We start from the raw sequence: 15,698 nt of genomic DNA on the forward strand, positions 1-15,698 counted from the left end.
ACTCTGCGTCACGAAAGAATCTCGCGCACTGAGAAAAATGGGGGGTGCCGGGATGGCTGGCGAGGACACGCGTCCGGTGGTGCGGATCAGCGACCAGGAGCGGGAGGCCGCGGTCGCACGGCTGAACACCGCGGTCGCCGACGGCAGGCTGACCTGGCCGGAGCACAACGACCGGCTGGCCAAGGCCTACGCCGCCCGCACCGCGGCCGAGCTGGCCCCGGTGCTGGCCGACCTGGGCAGGCCGGTGGCGCCGGCGCAGCGGGTGGTCGCGGTGGGCAGCAAGATCCAGCGCGCGATGGAGCCCGGCCGGGTCGAGGTCAAGGCGGTCTTCGGCGCGGTGATCCTGGACCTGTCCGGGCTGTCCGGCGACATCGAGGTCGAGGTGGTGGCCAACGCCTTCTGCGGCAAGGTGATCATCACCGTGCCCGGCGACGCCACCGTGCTGGACGAGGGCAGCGCGGTGCTGGGCAAGCGCGCGCTGCCGGGCGCCACGGCCGCGCCGGGGCCCAGGGTGCGCATCACCGGCCGCAGCACGCTGAGCAAACTGGCCGTGCTGCGCGGCTGAACCCGCCTGTGACGCACCCGTGACACGGCGCGCACGGAACGCGGACACCGCGTTCCTAGCGTGCTGGCATGATCACAACAACGAGGGTCCTGCGCCTGGGGATGGTGGCCGCCGCGGTCGCCGTGCTCCCCGCGCCCGCGGCCCAGGCGGCACCGGAGATCAACTGGAAACCCTGCGCCCAGGTGGCCAAGGACTGGCCGTACCAGGACGACGCCAGGACCGAGTGCGCGGAGCTGACGGTTCCGCTGGACTACGGGAAACCACAGGGGCGCAAGACCACGGTCGCGGTGAGCCGGGTCAAGGCCACCGGTCCGGCCAAGCGCAAGGGCGCGATCTTCTTCAGCACCGGCGGTCCCGGCATCGGCAACCTCACCGGTCCGCACGACATGACCGAGCGGCGGATCAGCGGGCTCAACACCGAGTACGACTTCGTCGGCATGGATCCCAGGGGCACCGGCTACAGCGAGCACATCTCCTGCCAGGCCCCCGATCCCGGGCAGCTGCCGCCCACGGCCACCGCCAAGGAGCGCGCCAGGAGCAGCTTCGACTACGAGGCCGGGCACAACAAGCTCTGCGCGGCAAAGGATCCCGAGTTCGTCCGGCAGCTCACCCCGGACAACGCCGCCCGCGACGTGGACGCCTTCCGCGCCGCGCTCGGTGAGCAGAAGATCGGCTTCTACGGCATCTCCTACGGCACCCTGATCGGCACCCGCTTCCGCGCGCTGTTCGACGACCGGGTGGACAGGATGCTGCTGGACTCCGGCATGCCGCCGGCCCAGGACCACAGCTGGATGGACGAGAGCATCGACAAGCAGTCCGAGGCGGCGTTCCCGGCCTTCCTCACCTGGCTGGCCAAGCACGATCCCGAATACCACTTCGGCAGCACCGGGGCCGCGGTCCGCAAGACCCTGTTCGACCTGCGCGCCGAGCTCGGCCGCAACCCGCGCGTGGTCGGCGAGACCCGGCTGGACGCGGAGTGGGCGAGCAGCCACTTCAGCGCCAGCCCCGCAGGCTACGGCCATGCCGCGAGCGAGCTGGCCAAGGCGCTGGAGGGCGGCACGCCCGCCCCCGCGCCGCAGCAGACGGCGAAGCGGACCTTCGGCCTCGGCGACCCGCACAAGGGCATGAACGCCTTGCAGTACAACGCGATGATGTGCAACCAGGGCACCGGCGCCAGGGACTTCGACGCGCTCTGGGCGAACAACGAGGACCGGCAGCGGCGCTACCCGGCCACCGGCGGCGGCAGCTTCACCGTGTGGTGCGCGCAGTGGCCGTGGCCCGGCGAGGTGTTGCACCCGGTGCGCGGCAGGAGCCCGCTGCAGCACGTGGGCCACCTGGACGAGGGCAGCACGCCCTACCCGTGGACCGTGGCCAGCCGGCACGCCGTCGGCGGCGCGCTGCTGACCGTGCTGGACGACTCGCACGGCTCGCTGTCCAAGATCCCCTGCGCGGCCAAGGCCGTCGACTTCTTCCGCACCGGCCGCACCACCGAGGGCACCTGCCCCGGCACGAGCTGACTCAGCAACGGAGTTCTCCCATGCGTACTCTCCCTGGCCTCGGCGCCGCCCTCGCGGGCCTGCTCCTGGCCGCCCCCAGCGCCCAGGCCGCGACCGTGGACTTCACCGGAGCGGTCAACGTCAGCGGCTGCTCCGGCTCCGTGGTGCGGATGCCGAGCTCCCGCGACCACGACAAGGCGCTGGTGCTGACCAACGGCCACTGCCTGGAACGCGGCCGCCCGATCCCGGACGAGGTGCTGGTGGACCAGCCCTCGCACCGGCTGTTCGACCTGCTCGACGGCTCCGGCAAGGTGGTCGCCGGGGTGCACGCCGCGCGTGCCCTCTACGCCACCATGACCGGCACCGACATCGCGCTGTACCGGCTCAACGACAGCTACGCCGACCTGGCCAGGCAGGGCGTCCGCCCGCTGACCGTCTCGGCCAGGCGACCCGCCCGCGGCGCCGACATCCGGGTGGTCTCCGGGAGCTGGCAGCAGATCTTCTCCTGCAAGATCGACCAGTTCGCCTACCGGGTGCTGGAGACCGGCTACGTCACCAAGGACGTGGTGCGCTACACCCCGGACTGCAAGACCGGCCCCGGCACCTCGGGCTCGCCCGTGGTGGACGCGGCCAGCGGTGAGGTGGTGGCCATCAACAACACCAGCAACCGCGAGGGCGAGCAGTGCACGGCGAACAACCCGTGCGAGATGGACCGGGACGGCCGGATCACCGTGCGCCAGGGCATCGGCTACGCCACCCAGACGCACTGGCTGGCAGGCTGTTTCGCACCCGGCAACCGGTTCGACCTCAACCGGGCGGGCTGCCTGCTGCCCAAGCCCTGAGCGAGAGTTCCGCTGGAGGCCAGGCCGGTCGGTCTGGCCTTCAGTCCTTGGCCCGCACCATCCGGTAGGCGGTGAAGGCCAGCAGCGCGGCGAACAGCAGCACCGACACCCTGGGCGGCAGCAGCAGCGCCAGCCGCACCCCGCCGTAGGCCGAGACCACCCCGGCCATCCCGAGCAGTGCGGCCGAGCGCAGATCGGCGTTGCCGCGCTTGAGGTTCTGCACGGTGGCGATGATCCCGGTCGGGATGACCACCAGCAGCGAGGTGCCCTTGGCCACCACGTCGCTGATGCCGAAGAGCAGGATCATGGCCGGCACCATGATGATCCCGCCGCCGACGCCGAACAGTCCGGACAGCGTGCCCACCAGCAGCCCCAGCGCCAGCATCAGCACCGCGCCGCCCACGTCCAGCTCCGCCTCGGCCAGCCGGTGCGGGGTCTCGAAACCCAGCCGCACCGCGGTGAGCAGCAGCAGCGCGGCGAAGCCGTAGCGCAGCCAGCGCACCGGCAGCACGTGCAGCAGCCAGGTGCCGATCAGCGCCCCCGCCATCGACCCGGCCGCGAGCAGGGCGGCCACCATCCAGTTGACCGAGCCCTCCATGGCGTAGCCGATGGCGCCGGTGACCGAGATGGGCACCACCGCGGCCAGCGAGGTGCCGTGCGCGAGTTTCTGGCCAAAACCAGCCAGCAGCACCAGTGCGGGCACGATCAGCACCCCGCCGCCGACGCCGAACAGGCCGGAGAGCAGACCGCTGGTCAGCCCGATGGCGAGCAGGGTGAGCGGGGCCTGCCGGAGTGGGGACTGCTGGATCTGGTCTAGCTGGTCGGGCATGCGCTTCCTCGGTTTGGCGGCTGGCGGAACTGGCTACAGTATTTGTGGCGGATTGTTGATATGGCAACTAGGAGGCGCTCGTGCCCAGGCCGCGCAAAGAATCGCCGACGGCCAAGGTAACCGAGCTGCCCGGACTCAGCGCGCCGACCCCCTTGGGCAACCAGCTCTACCGCCTGCTGGAGGAGGCGATCCTGGACGGCACCCTGGCGCCGGGTCAGCGCCTGGACGCCGACGAGCTGGCCCGGCACTTCGGGGTCAGCCGGGTCCCGGTCCGGGAGACGCTGCGCGCGCTGGACGTGGCGGGCTGGATCGAGCAGCGCCCGCGCGAGGGCGCCTGCGTGCGCACCTGGTCTGCCCAGGAGGTGGTGGACCTGTTCGAGGCCAGGACCGTGCTGGAGGGCGAGATCTCGGCCAAGGCCGCGCTGCGCCGCACCGAGCCGCAGCTGACCAGGCTGACCGAGCTGGTCGCGCTGGGCAGGGAGGCGCTGGACTGCGAGGAGCCGGAACGCCTGCCCGGCATCAACGAGCACTTCCACGCCGCGATCGCGGCCTGCGCGCACAACGAGGTGCTGGCCGGCATCCGCGAGAGCCTGGCCAAACGGGTCCGGTTCTACTTCGCCGCGGTCGCCCCGGCCCGCGGCGCGGACAGCATCGCCGAGCACCAGGCCCTGGTCACCGCGATCCGCAACCGCGACGCCGGCCTGGCCGCCGAGCTGGCCCGCCAGCACGTCCGCCGCACCCGAGCCGCCCTCGGCGAACTCCTCACCGAAGCCTGACCCAGCCCCGCGTGTTGGCCGTTGTCGTACGCCGTGTTGGCCGAACTCGTACGGGTCGTTGGCCGTTACGGCGTCGAGCGGCGGTGCCTGCGCACGGTCTCCTCCACCAGGTCCAGCACCGGGTCCAGGTCGTCGGCGGGCAGCCCCATCGCCAGGTGCGAGACCAGGCCTTCCAGCACCAGCTCCAGGAACGCGGTCAGCACGTGCACGTCCACGTCGTCGCGCAGGTTCCCGGCATCGCGCTGCCGTTGCAGGCGGGCCCTGGTGGCCGCGGTCAGCGCCTCGGAGCGCTCGGCCCAGCGGCTGCGGAAGTCCGGGTCGGTGCGCAGCCGCCGGGAGACCTCCAGCCGGGTGCCCAGCCAGTCCGCGGGGTGTTCGCCGCCCTCGTGCGACTCGTGCTTGAGCAGCTCGCGCATCACCTGCACCAGGCCCTGCTCGGCGACCACCTGGGCCATCCGGAGCGCGTCGTCCTCGGCCAGGGCCAGGAACAGCGACTCCTTGTCCCGGAAGTGGTGGAAAATGGCCCCGCGCGACAACGCGGTGGCTTCCTCCAGGCGGCGGACCGTGGCACCCTCGTAGCCATAGCGGGCGAAGCAGCTCCGCGCGCCGTCGAGGATCTGGCGGCGGCGCGCGTCGAGGTGGTCCTGGCTTACCCGTGGCACGGTACTGATCGTGACAGTCCGCACCAGGCCGGTGCAAACCGTACGTACGTACTTCACAGTCGCCGCTGGCAGCAAACGCTTTCATTTCCGCCGTCCGGCCGTTGACAGCCCCGCCGGGCGGTGGTGTTATTCGGCCCGCGGGATTGGAAACTTTATTTACTGTCCCAGTTGGCCCTGTCGTACCCAGGTGAGTCCGCCAGCTCGCGCACCTCCGCCGCCGCCCCCTGCAGACGACCGCTTCTCCGCAAGCTGTGAGGTAACAGTGGCAACGAGTCCAGCCCGGTCACGTCGTGTGACCGCGGCCTCCATCGCGGTGGCGCTGGCCGCCTTCGCCGTCTCCGCCGCGCCGGCCGCCAGCGCGGCGCCCACCGACTACCAGGCCGAGGACGCGACCATCTCCCAGGGCGTGGTGGAGTCCAACCACGCCGGGTTCACCGGCCGTGGTTTTGTCAACTACACCAACGCGGTCGGCGGCTACGTCGAGTGGACGGTCAACGCGGCCGCCGAGGGCACGCACGCCCTCACCCTGCGCTATGCCAACGGCACCGCGGCCAACCGGGCCCTGGACGTCACCGTGGACGGCGCGACCGTGGCCAACGACCTGGCCTTCGGCGGCACCGGCGCCTGGACCACCTGGGCGACCAAGAACATCACCGTTCCCCTGAAGGCGGGCGCGAACAAGATCAGGGCCACCGCGGTGACCGCCGACGGCGGCCCGAACCTGGACAAGCTGACCGTGGACAGCAGCGACACCCAGGCCCCCGGCGCGCCGCCGAACCTGCGCGCCACCGGCAAGTCGGCCACCTCGGTCTCGCTGGCCTGGGACGCGGCCAGCGACAACGTCGGCGTCACCGGCTACGACATCTACCAGCACGGCCAGCTGATGAAGAGCGTCGGCGCGGTGCTGGCGGCCACCGTGGAGAACCTGGAGCCGGACACCCTCTACGACTGGACGGTCTTCGCCAAGGACGCCGCGGGCAACGTCTCCCCGGCCTCCAACGCGGTGCCGGTGCGCACGGACCCGGCCCCGCCGGACAACGAGAAGCCCACCGTGCCCGGCGCGCTCCGCTCACCGGCCAAGACCGCCACCAGCGTCGACCTGGCCTGGACCGCCTCCACCGACAACGTGAAGGTCACCGGCTACGAGATCCTCACCGACGGCACGCAGACCGGCACCGCCGACCGCAACACCACCACGCACACCGCGGCGGGCTTGCAGCCGAACAAGGCCTACACCTTCCAGGTGCGCGCCAGGGACGCCGCGGGCAACCGCTCGGACCTCACCGCGTCAATCACGGTGACCACCGGAACCAGCGGCGGCACCGGCGTGCCCGAGCCGGGCGCGGTGAGCCAGATCGCCGGTGGCGTGGACGTGGCCTGGGGCCTGGGCTTCCTGCCCGACGGCTCCGCGCTGGTCACCGAGCGGGAGACCTTCAACGTCCTGCGCGTCACCCCGTCCGGCCAGAAAACCGTGCTGGGCAAGATCCCCGGCGCGCAGAGCACCGGCGGCGAGGGCGGCGCACTGGGCCTGGAGATCTCCCCGAACTTCGCCACCGACGGATTTGTGTACATCTACCACACGGCCAGCTCCGGCAACCAGCTCGTGCGCGCCAAGCTGACCGGCAACACCCTCTCCGGCTGGCAGACCCTGCTCGGCGGCACCCCGAAGAGCCGCTTCCACAACGGCGGCAGGCTGCGCTTCAGCCCCGACGGCAAGTACCTGTTCATCTCCACCGGTGACGCGCAGAACGGCCCGAACGCGCAGAACCTGAACAACAACGCGGGCAAGATCCTGCGCCTGCACCCCGACGGCACCATCCCGGCCGACAACCCCTTCCCCGGCAAGGCGATCTGGAGCTACGGCCACCGCAACGTGCAGGGCCTGGACTTCGACTCCCAGGGCAGGCTGTGGGCCTCGGAGTTCGGCAACTCCCAGCAGGACGAGGTCAACCTGATCACCAAGGGCGGCAACTACGGCTGGGACAAGTGCGAAGGCACCTCCGGCAGCGGCTGCGCCGGCACCATCCCACCGAAGAAGACCTGGTCCACCAGCGCCGCCAGCCCCAGCGGCCTGACCATCATCAACGACCACGTCTTCGTCGCCACCACCAAGGGCGAGCGGATCTACCGGATGCGCATCGACGCCAACGCCAACCTGGTCGAGCAGAAGGTCTACTTCCAGGGCAGCTACGGCCGCCTGCGCACGGTCGAGGTGGACAAGCAGGGCGACATCTGGCTCACCACCAGCACCGACAAGGACGGCACCCCGGGCAACGACCGCATCCTGCGCATCGACGTCCAGTACTCCGGCGGCGAACCCCAGCCCGGCGACTTCAAACTGACCAGCACCGCCTTCGCTGACAACGCCATGATCCCGGTCCGCCACACCTGCGCCGGCGACAAGGTAGCGGGCCAGGACCCCAGCCCGCCCCTGTCCTGGGGCGCGGGCACCACCGGCGCCAAGGCCTACGCGATCGTCTTCGCCGACCGCGTCAACAACGGCAACAAGCTCCACTGGGCGATCTGGGACGTCCCGGCCGCCACCCTGGGCCTGCCGGACAACCTCCCAGCGGGCTTCACCGTCCCCGGCCAGGGCGGAGCCAAGCAGAAGGCCATGGGCAGCGGCGCCAACGCCCAGAAGTTCTTCGGCCCCTGCCCCGGCGGCAACACCAACCCCTACACCTTCACCCTGTACGCCCAGAACACCCCCACCATCCCCGGCCTGACGGCAACCTCCTCCATGGCCCAGATCGAGTCCGCGATCAAGGCCAACAGCACCGCCAACACCGTCCTGCGCGGCCGCTCCAACGCCAAGGCAGGCTGACCCAGTATTAACCGGGAACCGCTGCCGGGGCGAGGAACATTCACCTCACCCCGGCAGCGACCCCGGCAACGGCAGCGCCCATTCCAAGCTCGTGCAGAAGTTTTCAAGGGGACGTGGCGGCCGCAAGGCCGGAAACCAGAACAAAGCAAATCCGCAGGTAGAAAAACGAACAGCGACTTCCCAATAACGCCAGCGCAATACCCACAACAGCGTGGCGGTGGATTTCTCGATTTTGTTTGGGGGGAGGCCATCCCATAAGCTAGCCCAGCGATTGGGCAGGCTTCACCGCCTGCCCCGCAAGCCCAATCAGGGATGGCCTAGGGGCCCCAAACCAAATCGAGAAATCCACCGCGACCCAGCGGTGAACCAGCGACACCCCAGCGACCCCGGGCAGCAACCAGATCGACGGAGTGCGAGGTTCACCTTCGCCGTGTAGCTTCGGATGTCGGTCGATCACAAGGGGTGATCAAAAGTGCTGTCGTCCGATACAACAACGTTCGCCGAACCGCAAGCCCAACCGCTCCACGACCGAGCGGAGGCAGAGGCATATGTCGCTTCTGTCTGCTTCAAAACCGGCCCACCCGCCCTCGTCGGCGTCGAGCTGGAATGGACCGTGCACCACGCGGACCACCCTCGCCGCCCACTCACCACGGACACGCTCCGTAACGCTCTGGGCACCCACGCGCCGCCCCTCCTGGCGCCGGACAGCCCGCACCACCCGCTCCCGAACGGCTCCCTGATCACCGTGGAACCCGGTGGCCAGGTCGAGATCTCCACCCAACCGGCGCCGAGCCTGGCGGGCCTGCTGCCCGTGGCCACCGCCGACATCGCCTACCTCGTCGAACTGCTCCGCTCGGCCGGTCTCCGGCTGGGCAAGCACGGCATCGACGCGCACCGGCTACCGAACCGCCTGCTCCAGGTCCCGCGCTACGCGGCGATGGAGTCCGCGTTCAACCGGCGTGGCCCGGACGGCCGGACCATGATGTGCAGCACCGCAGGTCTCCAGGTGTGCGTGGACGCGGGTGAACCCGGCCGGGTCGCCACCCGCTGGGCCACCGCACACGCGCTGGGGCCGCTGATGCTGGCGGCCTTCGCCAACTCCGCCGAGTTCGCCGGGCGGCGCACCGGCTGGGCCTCGGCCCGGATGCGTGCCCTGTTCGGCACCGACCCCAACCGCACCCGCGCCGGCGAGGTCAGTGAGGACCCCGGCGGCGACTGGGCGCGGCGGGTGATGGACACGCCGCTGATCTGCCTGCGGCGCCCGGGAACCTGCTGGGACGCCCCGCCGGGCCTGACCTTCGGCGCGTGGGCCGACGGCGCGCTGGACCGCCGTCCGACCACCGACGACCTGGACTACCACCTCACCACCATGTTCCCGCCGGTCCGCCCGCGCGGGTATCTCGAGATCCGCTACCTGGACACCCAGCCGACCGGCGAATGGGTGGTCCCGGTGGCGCTGCTGCTCGCCCTGTTCCACCGCGAGTCCACAGTGGACAGTGCGCTGGACGCGGTCAGCGCGGCCGCCGACCGCTGGCACGAGGCGGCACGGCACGGGCTGACCGATCCGGTGCTGGCCATGGTGGCGCCACAGGTCTTCGACCTGGCGCTGCGCGCGTTGCCCGAGCTCGGGCTGCCAGCCGCCACCGCGGCGCTGGTCGAGGAGACAGTGGGGTACCTGTTGGCCGGCCGTGCTCCGGTCGGCGCGGCCGAGGAGCTGGCATGACCATCAACCCGATCGAGCTGCCCATCGAGAAGCTACGCGGATCCGTCGGTGACGCCTTGCAACGCGCCCGCGCCCGCAGCACCACCCTGACCAACTCCGTGGACGAGTCCGAGCTGGTCAAGCAGCACTCGAAGCTGATGTCCCCGCTGATCTGGGACCTGGCGCACATCGGCAACCAGGAAGAGCTCTGGCTGGTCCGCGACGTCGGCGGCCGGGAGCCGGTCCGCTCCGACATCGACGAGCTCTACGACGCCTTCAAGCACCCGCGCGCGGGCCGCCCGGAGCTCCCGCTGCTCAACCCGCGCGAGGCCCGGACCTACGTGCGCGAGGTCCGGGAGAAGGTCCTGGACGTGCTGGACACCTCCCCGCTGGAGGGCGGGCGGCTCCTCGACGGCGCGTTCGCCTTCGGCATGATCGCCCAGCACGAGCAGCAGCACGACGAGACCATGCTGGCCACCCACCAGCTCCGCGTCGGCGCCGCCGCCCTGCACGCCCCGCCACCACCGGACCCACCGTCCGATGTGGACGAACTACCGGCCGAGGTGCTCATCCCGGGCGGCCGTTTCGAGATGGGCACCTCCACCGAGGCGTGGGCGCTGGACAACGAACGACCGGCGCACACCGTGCACGTGGACCCGTTCTTCCTGGACACCACCCCGGTCACCAACGGCGCCTACCGCGAGTTCATCGCCGACGGTGGCTACCAGGACCAGCGGTGGTGGACCGAGGCGGGCTGGGCACACCGCCAGCGCGCGAACCTCTCCGCCCCGCTGTTCTGGCGCGCCGACGGCCACCACGGCTGGCTGCGCCGCCGCTTCGGCGTGCTGGAGACCTTGCCGGACGACGAACCCGTGGTGCACGTGAGTTTCCACGAGGCCAAGGCCTACGCCACCTGGGCGGGCAAGCGGCTGCCGACCGAGCCGGAGTGGGAGAAGGCCGCCCGCTTCGACCCGGCCACCGGCCGCTCCCGCCGTTATCCCTGGGGCGATGAGGATCCCGGCCCCGTGCACGCCAACCTCGGCCAGCGGCACCTGCGACCCGCGCCTGCCGGGTCCTATCCGGCCGGGGCCTCCCCGCTGGGGGTGCGGCAGCTGATCGGCGATGTCTGGGAGTGGGTGGACAGCGACTTCCGGCCCTATCCCGGTTTCGCCGCCTTCCCCTACCGGGAGTACTCCGAGGTCTTCTTCGGCGGTGACTACAAGATGCTGCGCGGCGGCAGCTTCGGCACCGACCAGGTCGCGGTGCGCGGCACCTTCCGCAACTGGGACCACCCGATCCGCAGACAGATCTTCAGCGGGTTCAGGTGCGCACGCGATGTCCGCCAAGGGGAAGTGGACCGCTAGGCGTGTGCCGCCATCTGGCTTACCTTGGCCCCGCCATGCCCTTGGCCAACCTGGTGCTGACCCCGCCGCACTCGTTGCTGCGGCAGTCCTGGGCGCCCGCGGACATGCGCGGCGGCGGCACGGTCAACGCCGACGGCTACGGCGTCGGCTGGTACCCCACGCCCGGCGCGGACCCGGTCAGGCACCGCAGTGCTCGTCCACTGTGGACGGACACCTCGTTCGCCTCCTGGGCGGGCGCGGTGTCCTCGGGCGCGGTGCTGGCCGCGGTGCGCTCGGCCACCGTCGGCATGCCGGTGACCGAGACCGCCAGCGCCCCGTTCGCCGACGGGCGCTGGCTGTTCAGCCACAACGGCCGGGTCACCGGCTGGCCGCACTCGCTGGCCGCGCTGGCCGGGGCGCTGCCGGTGACCGACCTGATGACCCTGGACGCCGCGACCGACTCGGCCCTGCTGTGGGCTGTGCTGCGCAACCGGCTGCGCGCGGGCGAACCCGCCGCAGCCGCGGTCGCCGACCTGGTCCGGACGGTGGCGGCGGCCGCCCCGGACTCCAGGCTCAACCTCCTGCTGACCGACGGCACGAGCATCGTGGCCACCACCTGGTGGCACTCGTTGTCCGTGCGCCACACGGGAAGTTCCGTGATCGTCGCCTCGGAACCCTCTGATGAGCGCGACTGGCAGCCGGTCCCGGACCGGCACCTGGTGGTAGCCACTCCGTCCACTCTGGACACGACTCCCCTAGAGGATCTTCGATGACCCTGCCCGTGCTCGACATCCACCTGACCGAGAACGACGCGGCCGCCGCGCTGCGCGCCGATGTCCTCAGTGGACTGACCGCCAACCCGAAGACGTTGCCGCCCAAGTGGTTCTACGACGAGCGCGGCAGCGAGCTGTTCGAGCAGATCACCGCGCTGCCCGAGTACTACCCGACCGGGGCCGAACGCGAGGTGCTGACCGCGGTCGCGGAGGAGATCGCCGCGACCACCGGCGCGGAGACCATGGTCGAGCTCGGCTCCGGCTCCTCGGCCAAGACCCGACTGCTGCTGGACGCCTTGCGCGCCAACGGTTCCCTGCGCCGGTTCATCCCGCTGGACGTCTCAGCCGCCGCCCTGGTCCAGTCCACCCAGGCGCTGACCGAGGACTACCCCGGCCTGGAGATCCGCGGCGTGGTCGGCGACTTCACCCGCCACCTGGACCAGCTCCCGGTCGGCGGCAGGCGGCTGGTCGCCTTCCTGGGCGGCACCATCGGCAACCTGCTGCCCGCCGAACGCGCCGAGTTCTTCGCCAGCGTGCGCGCCACCCTCAAGCCGGGGGAGTGGCTGCTGCTGGGCACCGACCTGGTCAAGGACCCGGACACGCTGGTGCGGGCCTACGACGACGGCCAGGGGGTGACCGCGGAGTTCAACCGCAACGTGCTGCGCGTGCTCAACCGGGAGCTGGCGGCGGACTTCGAGGTGGACGCCTTCGAGCACGTCGCGGTCTGGGACGAGGACTGGGAGTGGATCGAGATGCGGCTGCGCGCCACCAAGGCGATGAGCGTGCGGGTCGAGGAGCTGGGCCTGGAGGTCAAGTTCGACGCGGGGGAGGAGCTGCGCACCGAGGTCTCGGCCAAGTTCCGCCAGTCCGGCGTCCGCCGCGAGCTCGCCGCAACAGGCTTCGACCTGCGCAAATGGTGGACCGACCCGGCCGGTAGGTTCGGGGTCTCGCTCGCCCGCGCCGAGGAGTAATAGGGTCTAAACATGAATCTTGTTCGCAACCTGGCGGTCAAACTCGGCCGCCAGGAGTGGTTCGCCAAGCTCGGCCGCAACCTGGTCCCCCTGGATGTCAAGATCCAGCAGCGCACCAAGGGCAAGATCAGCGTCTCCGAGCTGCTCGGCCTGCCCGCGCTGCTGCTGACCACCACCGGCCGCAAGAGCGGTCAGCCGAGGTCGGTGCCGCTGCTGTTCGTGCCCTACGGCGAGGAGTTCATCGTCACCGGCTCGAACTGGGGCCAGCAGCGCCACCCGGCCTGGTCGGCGAACCTGCTGGCGAACCCCGAAGCGGAGATCACCCTGCGCGCCAAGCGGTTCCCGGTGACCGGCCGCCTGGTCACCGGCGAGGAGCGGGCCAAGGTCTGGTCCGAGATCGTCAAGGTCTGGCCCGCCTACGACACCTACGCCGAACGCGCGGGCGACCGGGAGATCCGAGTCTTCCTGCTCCGGAAGAAGTAACGGGACCCCTCCCGGCCCACCCAAGGTCCACTCCACCCCGTGACCACACCCCCGTCCCCGTCCCGCAAGCTCTGGCTGCTGGCGGGCGCGGGGGTGCTGGTGGCCACCGCGCTGGCGGTGATCCCGTTGCTGCGCAGGGGAAACCCGGTCGAGGACGTGGCCACCGCGGTCGCCGAGGCGATGACCGACTACGACGAGCTCGCCTTCGCCGCGCAGCTGTGCCCGGTGACGCCCAGCCCGGAGTGGCCGGCCGCCGAGCTGGCCGCCGCGCCCGGGGTGCCGGTCGAAGTGCTGACCGTCGAGGGCCGCACCGTCCGGTCCGCCGCTGATTCCACCCGGTCCGCCACCGATCCCGCGCTGCCCGGTGCCGAGCCCGCTCAGTCCGCCCGGTCGTCCGCCGCCCCAGCTCCGCCGACCGGCACGTCCGCCCAGTCCGCCCGCCCCGCCCCCGACCCCGCGGTGCCGACCGCAGTCCTGGCCCTCGGTACTCTCCGCTTCACCCTGCACATCGACCGCGCCAGCTTCGACCGCCCCTGCGTCCTCGCCCTGCGCCGCGCCCCCGCCCCAGCCTCCGGCCCCGGCTAGGCCCCGCCCTCCAGGTGCTGCTTCGCCAGCCGGACCTCCTCCGCCACCTCCCCGATCACCTTGCGGCGCAGCACCGGTTCCAGCCAGCGCAGCCATGGCCGGAAGTGGAAGTTCAGCGTCCGCGTCAACCGGGTCCCGCCCTCGACCGGGGTGCACACGAAGCTTGCGTCGAAGTCCGAGAACAGGCGGGTCAGCCGGTTGGCGGGGGCGGGTGCCAGGCGGACGTCGACCCGTTCGCCGGTGGTGCGGCGCATCTGGGACACGGTGGGTGGCACCGGTAGTCCGGCCAGGCGGGACCGGAAGGCGAACTCGGTCAGGTCGCCGTCGCGGCGCATCCACACCACGGGGTGGATCTTGCGGTCGACCTCGGCGTAGCGCCGGGCGTCCATGACGAACTCCAGCAGTTCGTCCGGGGTGCAGCCGATCGTCTCGGTGACCTCGATGGTGAGCATGTAGTCACGCTACCCATGATCAGTCCCGTAGTCCGGCGAACAGGTCCGACTCCGGGATGGTCGTCGGCACCGTGGACCAGGCCAGGTGGTAGTCCTCGAAGGGCCAGACCTCGCGTTCCGGGTCTCTGGGGTGGGCGAGGAACGGGTGGGTGGGGTCGGACTGGGTGGCGTGGGCGCGCAGGTGGTCTGGATGCGGGTAGCCGCCGGTCTCGTCGTAGGTGAACACGACCTGGGGGCGGAACTCGCGGATCTGGCGGACCAGGGCCGCGGTGATCTCGGTCAAGGGGTGGGTGGCGAAGCAGTCCTGGGGGAGTTCTTCGCCGCTGGCGGGCAGGCCGGAGTCGGGGAAGCCGAGGAAGTGCTGGCGGACGCCCAGGATCCGGGCGGCCTCGGCCGTCTCCCTGCGCCGGATCGCCGGCAGGTCGGCGCGCACCTCGGGGCGGTCCAGCGCCGGGTTCAGCACGTCGCCGCGTTCGCCGCCGGTGCAGGTGACCACCAGGACCTCCACGTCGAGGCTCGCGTAGTGCGCCAGCGTGGCCGCGCCCTTGCTGGACTCGTCGTCGGGATGGGCGGTCACGGGGAGCAGGCGGAAGTTGGGTATGACCTAAACTTAGGTCGGACCTATCGATGGGTCAAGCCTATTAGTAGGTTCGACCTAAGCTATGCTGGAGTGCATGGGACTGCGGGAGCAGAAGAAGCGGGAGACCCGGCAGGCCATCTCGGACCTGGCCACCCGGCTGTTCATCGAGCGCGGCTTCGAGGCGGTCACCATCGCCGAGGTCGCCGCCGCGGCCAAGGTGGCCAAGATGACCGTGACCAACCACTTCCCGCGCAAGGAAGACCTGGTCCTGGACATCCACGCCGAACTGGCCAGCAGCCTGGCCAACACGGTCCGGGCCAGGGCCAGGGGCGTCACGGCCTGGGCGGCCCTGCGCACGGCGTACCTGGCCGCCATCCCCCGTCACGACCCGCTCCTTGGCTTCGCCGAACCGGCCTTCATCTGGATGATCAACGACTCGCCGACCCTGCTGGCCCGCCTGCGCGAACTGCACGAGGCCCGCGAACACGCCCTGGCCGCCACCCTGGCCGCCGAGGAGACCGCGGCCGACGACTTCCTGGTCCGCGCCGTGGCCGGGCAGCTGGCCAGCGCGCACCGGGTGCTGTTCGAGGACGCCTTCCGCGCCATCCAGGCCGGGGTCAGCCACGAGGAGCTCGCCGAACGCCTGCTGGTGACCGGACGGGCGGTGTTCGAGCTGCTCCGGCCCTCGATCGGCGACTTCGCGCCACGCAAGTGAGGCGGCGGCGCGGTGACGCTCCCGGGCAGTGCGACGGGCGGTGCGCCGCCGCGGGAACGTCACCCATCGGGCATCCGGTGACCCTCAGTGGAGGTCGCCA

Annotated in this window: 16 protein-coding genes; 12 read left to right on the forward strand and 4 right to left on the reverse strand. The window is 71.1% G+C overall.

Going from position 1 to position 15,698, the window contains the following annotated elements; translation table 11 throughout:
* Nucleotides 1-52 precede the first annotated feature (52 nt).
* The 3 genes from N8J89_RS13680 (at nt 53) to N8J89_RS13690 (ending at nt 2,903) form a co-directional block, all read left to right on the forward strand.
* On the forward strand, nt 53-565 hold the full coding sequence (locus tag N8J89_RS13680) for a DUF1707 SHOCT-like domain-containing protein (RefSeq protein WP_283664719.1): 513 nt from the start codon (nt 53-55) through the stop codon (nt 563-565).
* Between the two features lie 68 nt (nt 566-633).
* Nucleotides 634-2,082: an alpha/beta fold hydrolase gene (locus N8J89_RS13685; RefSeq protein WP_283664720.1), complete on the forward strand. Its 1,449-nt coding sequence runs from the start codon at nt 634-636 to the stop codon at nt 2,080-2,082.
* A gap of 20 nt (nt 2,083-2,102) precedes the next feature.
* Nucleotides 2,103-2,903 (forward strand): S1 family peptidase, encoded by an 801-nt coding sequence (locus N8J89_RS13690; protein ID WP_283664721.1) that lies wholly within the window; start codon nt 2,103-2,105, stop codon nt 2,901-2,903.
* 40 nt (nt 2,904-2,943) lie between these two features.
* Here N8J89_RS13690 and N8J89_RS13695 read toward each other — a convergent pair whose 3' ends face one another.
* A complete protein-coding gene (locus N8J89_RS13695; RefSeq protein ID WP_283664722.1) occupies nt 2,944-3,732 on the reverse strand; it encodes a sulfite exporter TauE/SafE family protein in 789 nt (262 codons plus the stop codon).
* An 80-nt stretch (nt 3,733-3,812) separates the two neighbouring features.
* Here N8J89_RS13695 and N8J89_RS13700 point away from each other — a divergent pair, with 80 nt between their 5' ends.
* On the forward strand, nt 3,813-4,508 hold the full coding sequence (locus N8J89_RS13700) for a GntR family transcriptional regulator (protein ID WP_283664723.1): 696 nt from the start codon (nt 3,813-3,815) through the stop codon (nt 4,506-4,508).
* Between the two features lie 65 nt (nt 4,509-4,573).
* Here the strand turns inward: N8J89_RS13700 and N8J89_RS13705 are convergent, their stop codons facing one another.
* Entirely contained in the window at nt 4,574-5,170 is a 597-nt protein-coding gene (locus N8J89_RS13705) for a TetR/AcrR family transcriptional regulator (protein WP_283664724.1), read from the reverse strand.
* Nucleotides 5,171-5,462: 292 nt separating this feature from the next.
* Here N8J89_RS13705 and N8J89_RS13710 point away from each other — a divergent pair, with 292 nt between their 5' ends.
* The 7 genes from N8J89_RS13710 to N8J89_RS13740 all read left to right on the forward strand — a co-directional run bounded on the left by N8J89_RS13710 (nt 5,463) and on the right by N8J89_RS13740 (nt 13,851).
* Entirely contained in the window at nt 5,463-7,994 is a 2,532-nt protein-coding gene (locus N8J89_RS13710; RefSeq protein ID WP_283664725.1) for a PQQ-dependent sugar dehydrogenase, read from the forward strand.
* Between the two features lie 472 nt (nt 7,995-8,466).
* Nucleotides 8,467-9,717: an ergothioneine biosynthesis glutamate--cysteine ligase EgtA gene (gene egtA / locus N8J89_RS13715; protein ID WP_502868445.1), complete on the forward strand. Its 1,251-nt coding sequence runs from the start codon at nt 8,467-8,469 to the stop codon at nt 9,715-9,717.
* Nucleotides 9,714-11,060 carry an ergothioneine biosynthesis protein EgtB gene (gene egtB / locus N8J89_RS13720; RefSeq protein ID WP_283664726.1) on the forward strand — a complete coding sequence of 449 codons (1,347 nt, stop codon included), beginning with the start codon at nt 9,714-9,716 and terminating at the stop codon, nt 11,058-11,060. Before egtA ends, egtB begins: the two co-directional genes overlap by 4 nt.
* 2 nt (nt 11,061-11,062) lie before the next feature.
* Nucleotides 11,063-11,812: an ergothioneine biosynthesis protein EgtC gene (gene egtC, locus N8J89_RS13725; protein ID WP_283664727.1), complete on the forward strand. Its 750-nt coding sequence runs from the start codon at nt 11,063-11,065 to the stop codon at nt 11,810-11,812.
* Nucleotides 11,809-12,783 (forward strand): L-histidine N(alpha)-methyltransferase, encoded by a 975-nt coding sequence (egtD, locus tag N8J89_RS13730; RefSeq protein ID WP_283664728.1) that lies wholly within the window; start codon nt 11,809-11,811, stop codon nt 12,781-12,783. The genes egtC and egtD overlap by 4 nt, the downstream gene beginning before the upstream one ends.
* Nucleotides 12,784-12,795: 12 nt before the next feature.
* Nucleotides 12,796-13,266, forward strand: coding sequence for a nitroreductase family deazaflavin-dependent oxidoreductase (locus N8J89_RS13735; RefSeq protein ID WP_283664729.1), 471 nt, complete (start codon nt 12,796-12,798; stop codon nt 13,264-13,266).
* A 39-nt stretch (nt 13,267-13,305) separates the two neighbouring features.
* A complete protein-coding gene (locus tag N8J89_RS13740) occupies nt 13,306-13,851 on the forward strand; it encodes a hypothetical protein (protein WP_283664730.1) in 546 nt (181 codons plus the stop codon).
* On the opposite strand, the gene N8J89_RS13745 is transcribed toward N8J89_RS13740, so the two are convergent.
* Entirely contained in the window at nt 13,848-14,303 is a 456-nt protein-coding gene (locus tag N8J89_RS13745) for an SRPBCC family protein (protein ID WP_283664731.1), read from the reverse strand. The two genes, N8J89_RS13740 and N8J89_RS13745, sit on opposite strands and share 4 nt — an antisense overlap.
* 19 nt (nt 14,304-14,322) lie before the next feature.
* Complete coding sequence (locus tag N8J89_RS13750) at nt 14,323-14,880, reverse strand: PIG-L family deacetylase (protein WP_283664732.1); 558 nt, start codon at nt 14,878-14,880, stop codon at nt 14,323-14,325.
* Between the two features lie 97 nt (nt 14,881-14,977).
* Here N8J89_RS13750 and N8J89_RS13755 point away from each other — a divergent pair, with 97 nt between their 5' ends.
* Entirely contained in the window at nt 14,978-15,598 is a 621-nt protein-coding gene (locus N8J89_RS13755) for a TetR/AcrR family transcriptional regulator (RefSeq protein WP_283664733.1), read from the forward strand.
* The last annotated feature ends 100 nt before the right edge of the window (nt 15,599-15,698 follow it).

This window comes from Crossiella sp. CA-258035 (assembly GCF_030064675.1).
Lineage (GTDB): Bacteria > Actinomycetota > Actinomycetes > Mycobacteriales > Pseudonocardiaceae > Crossiella.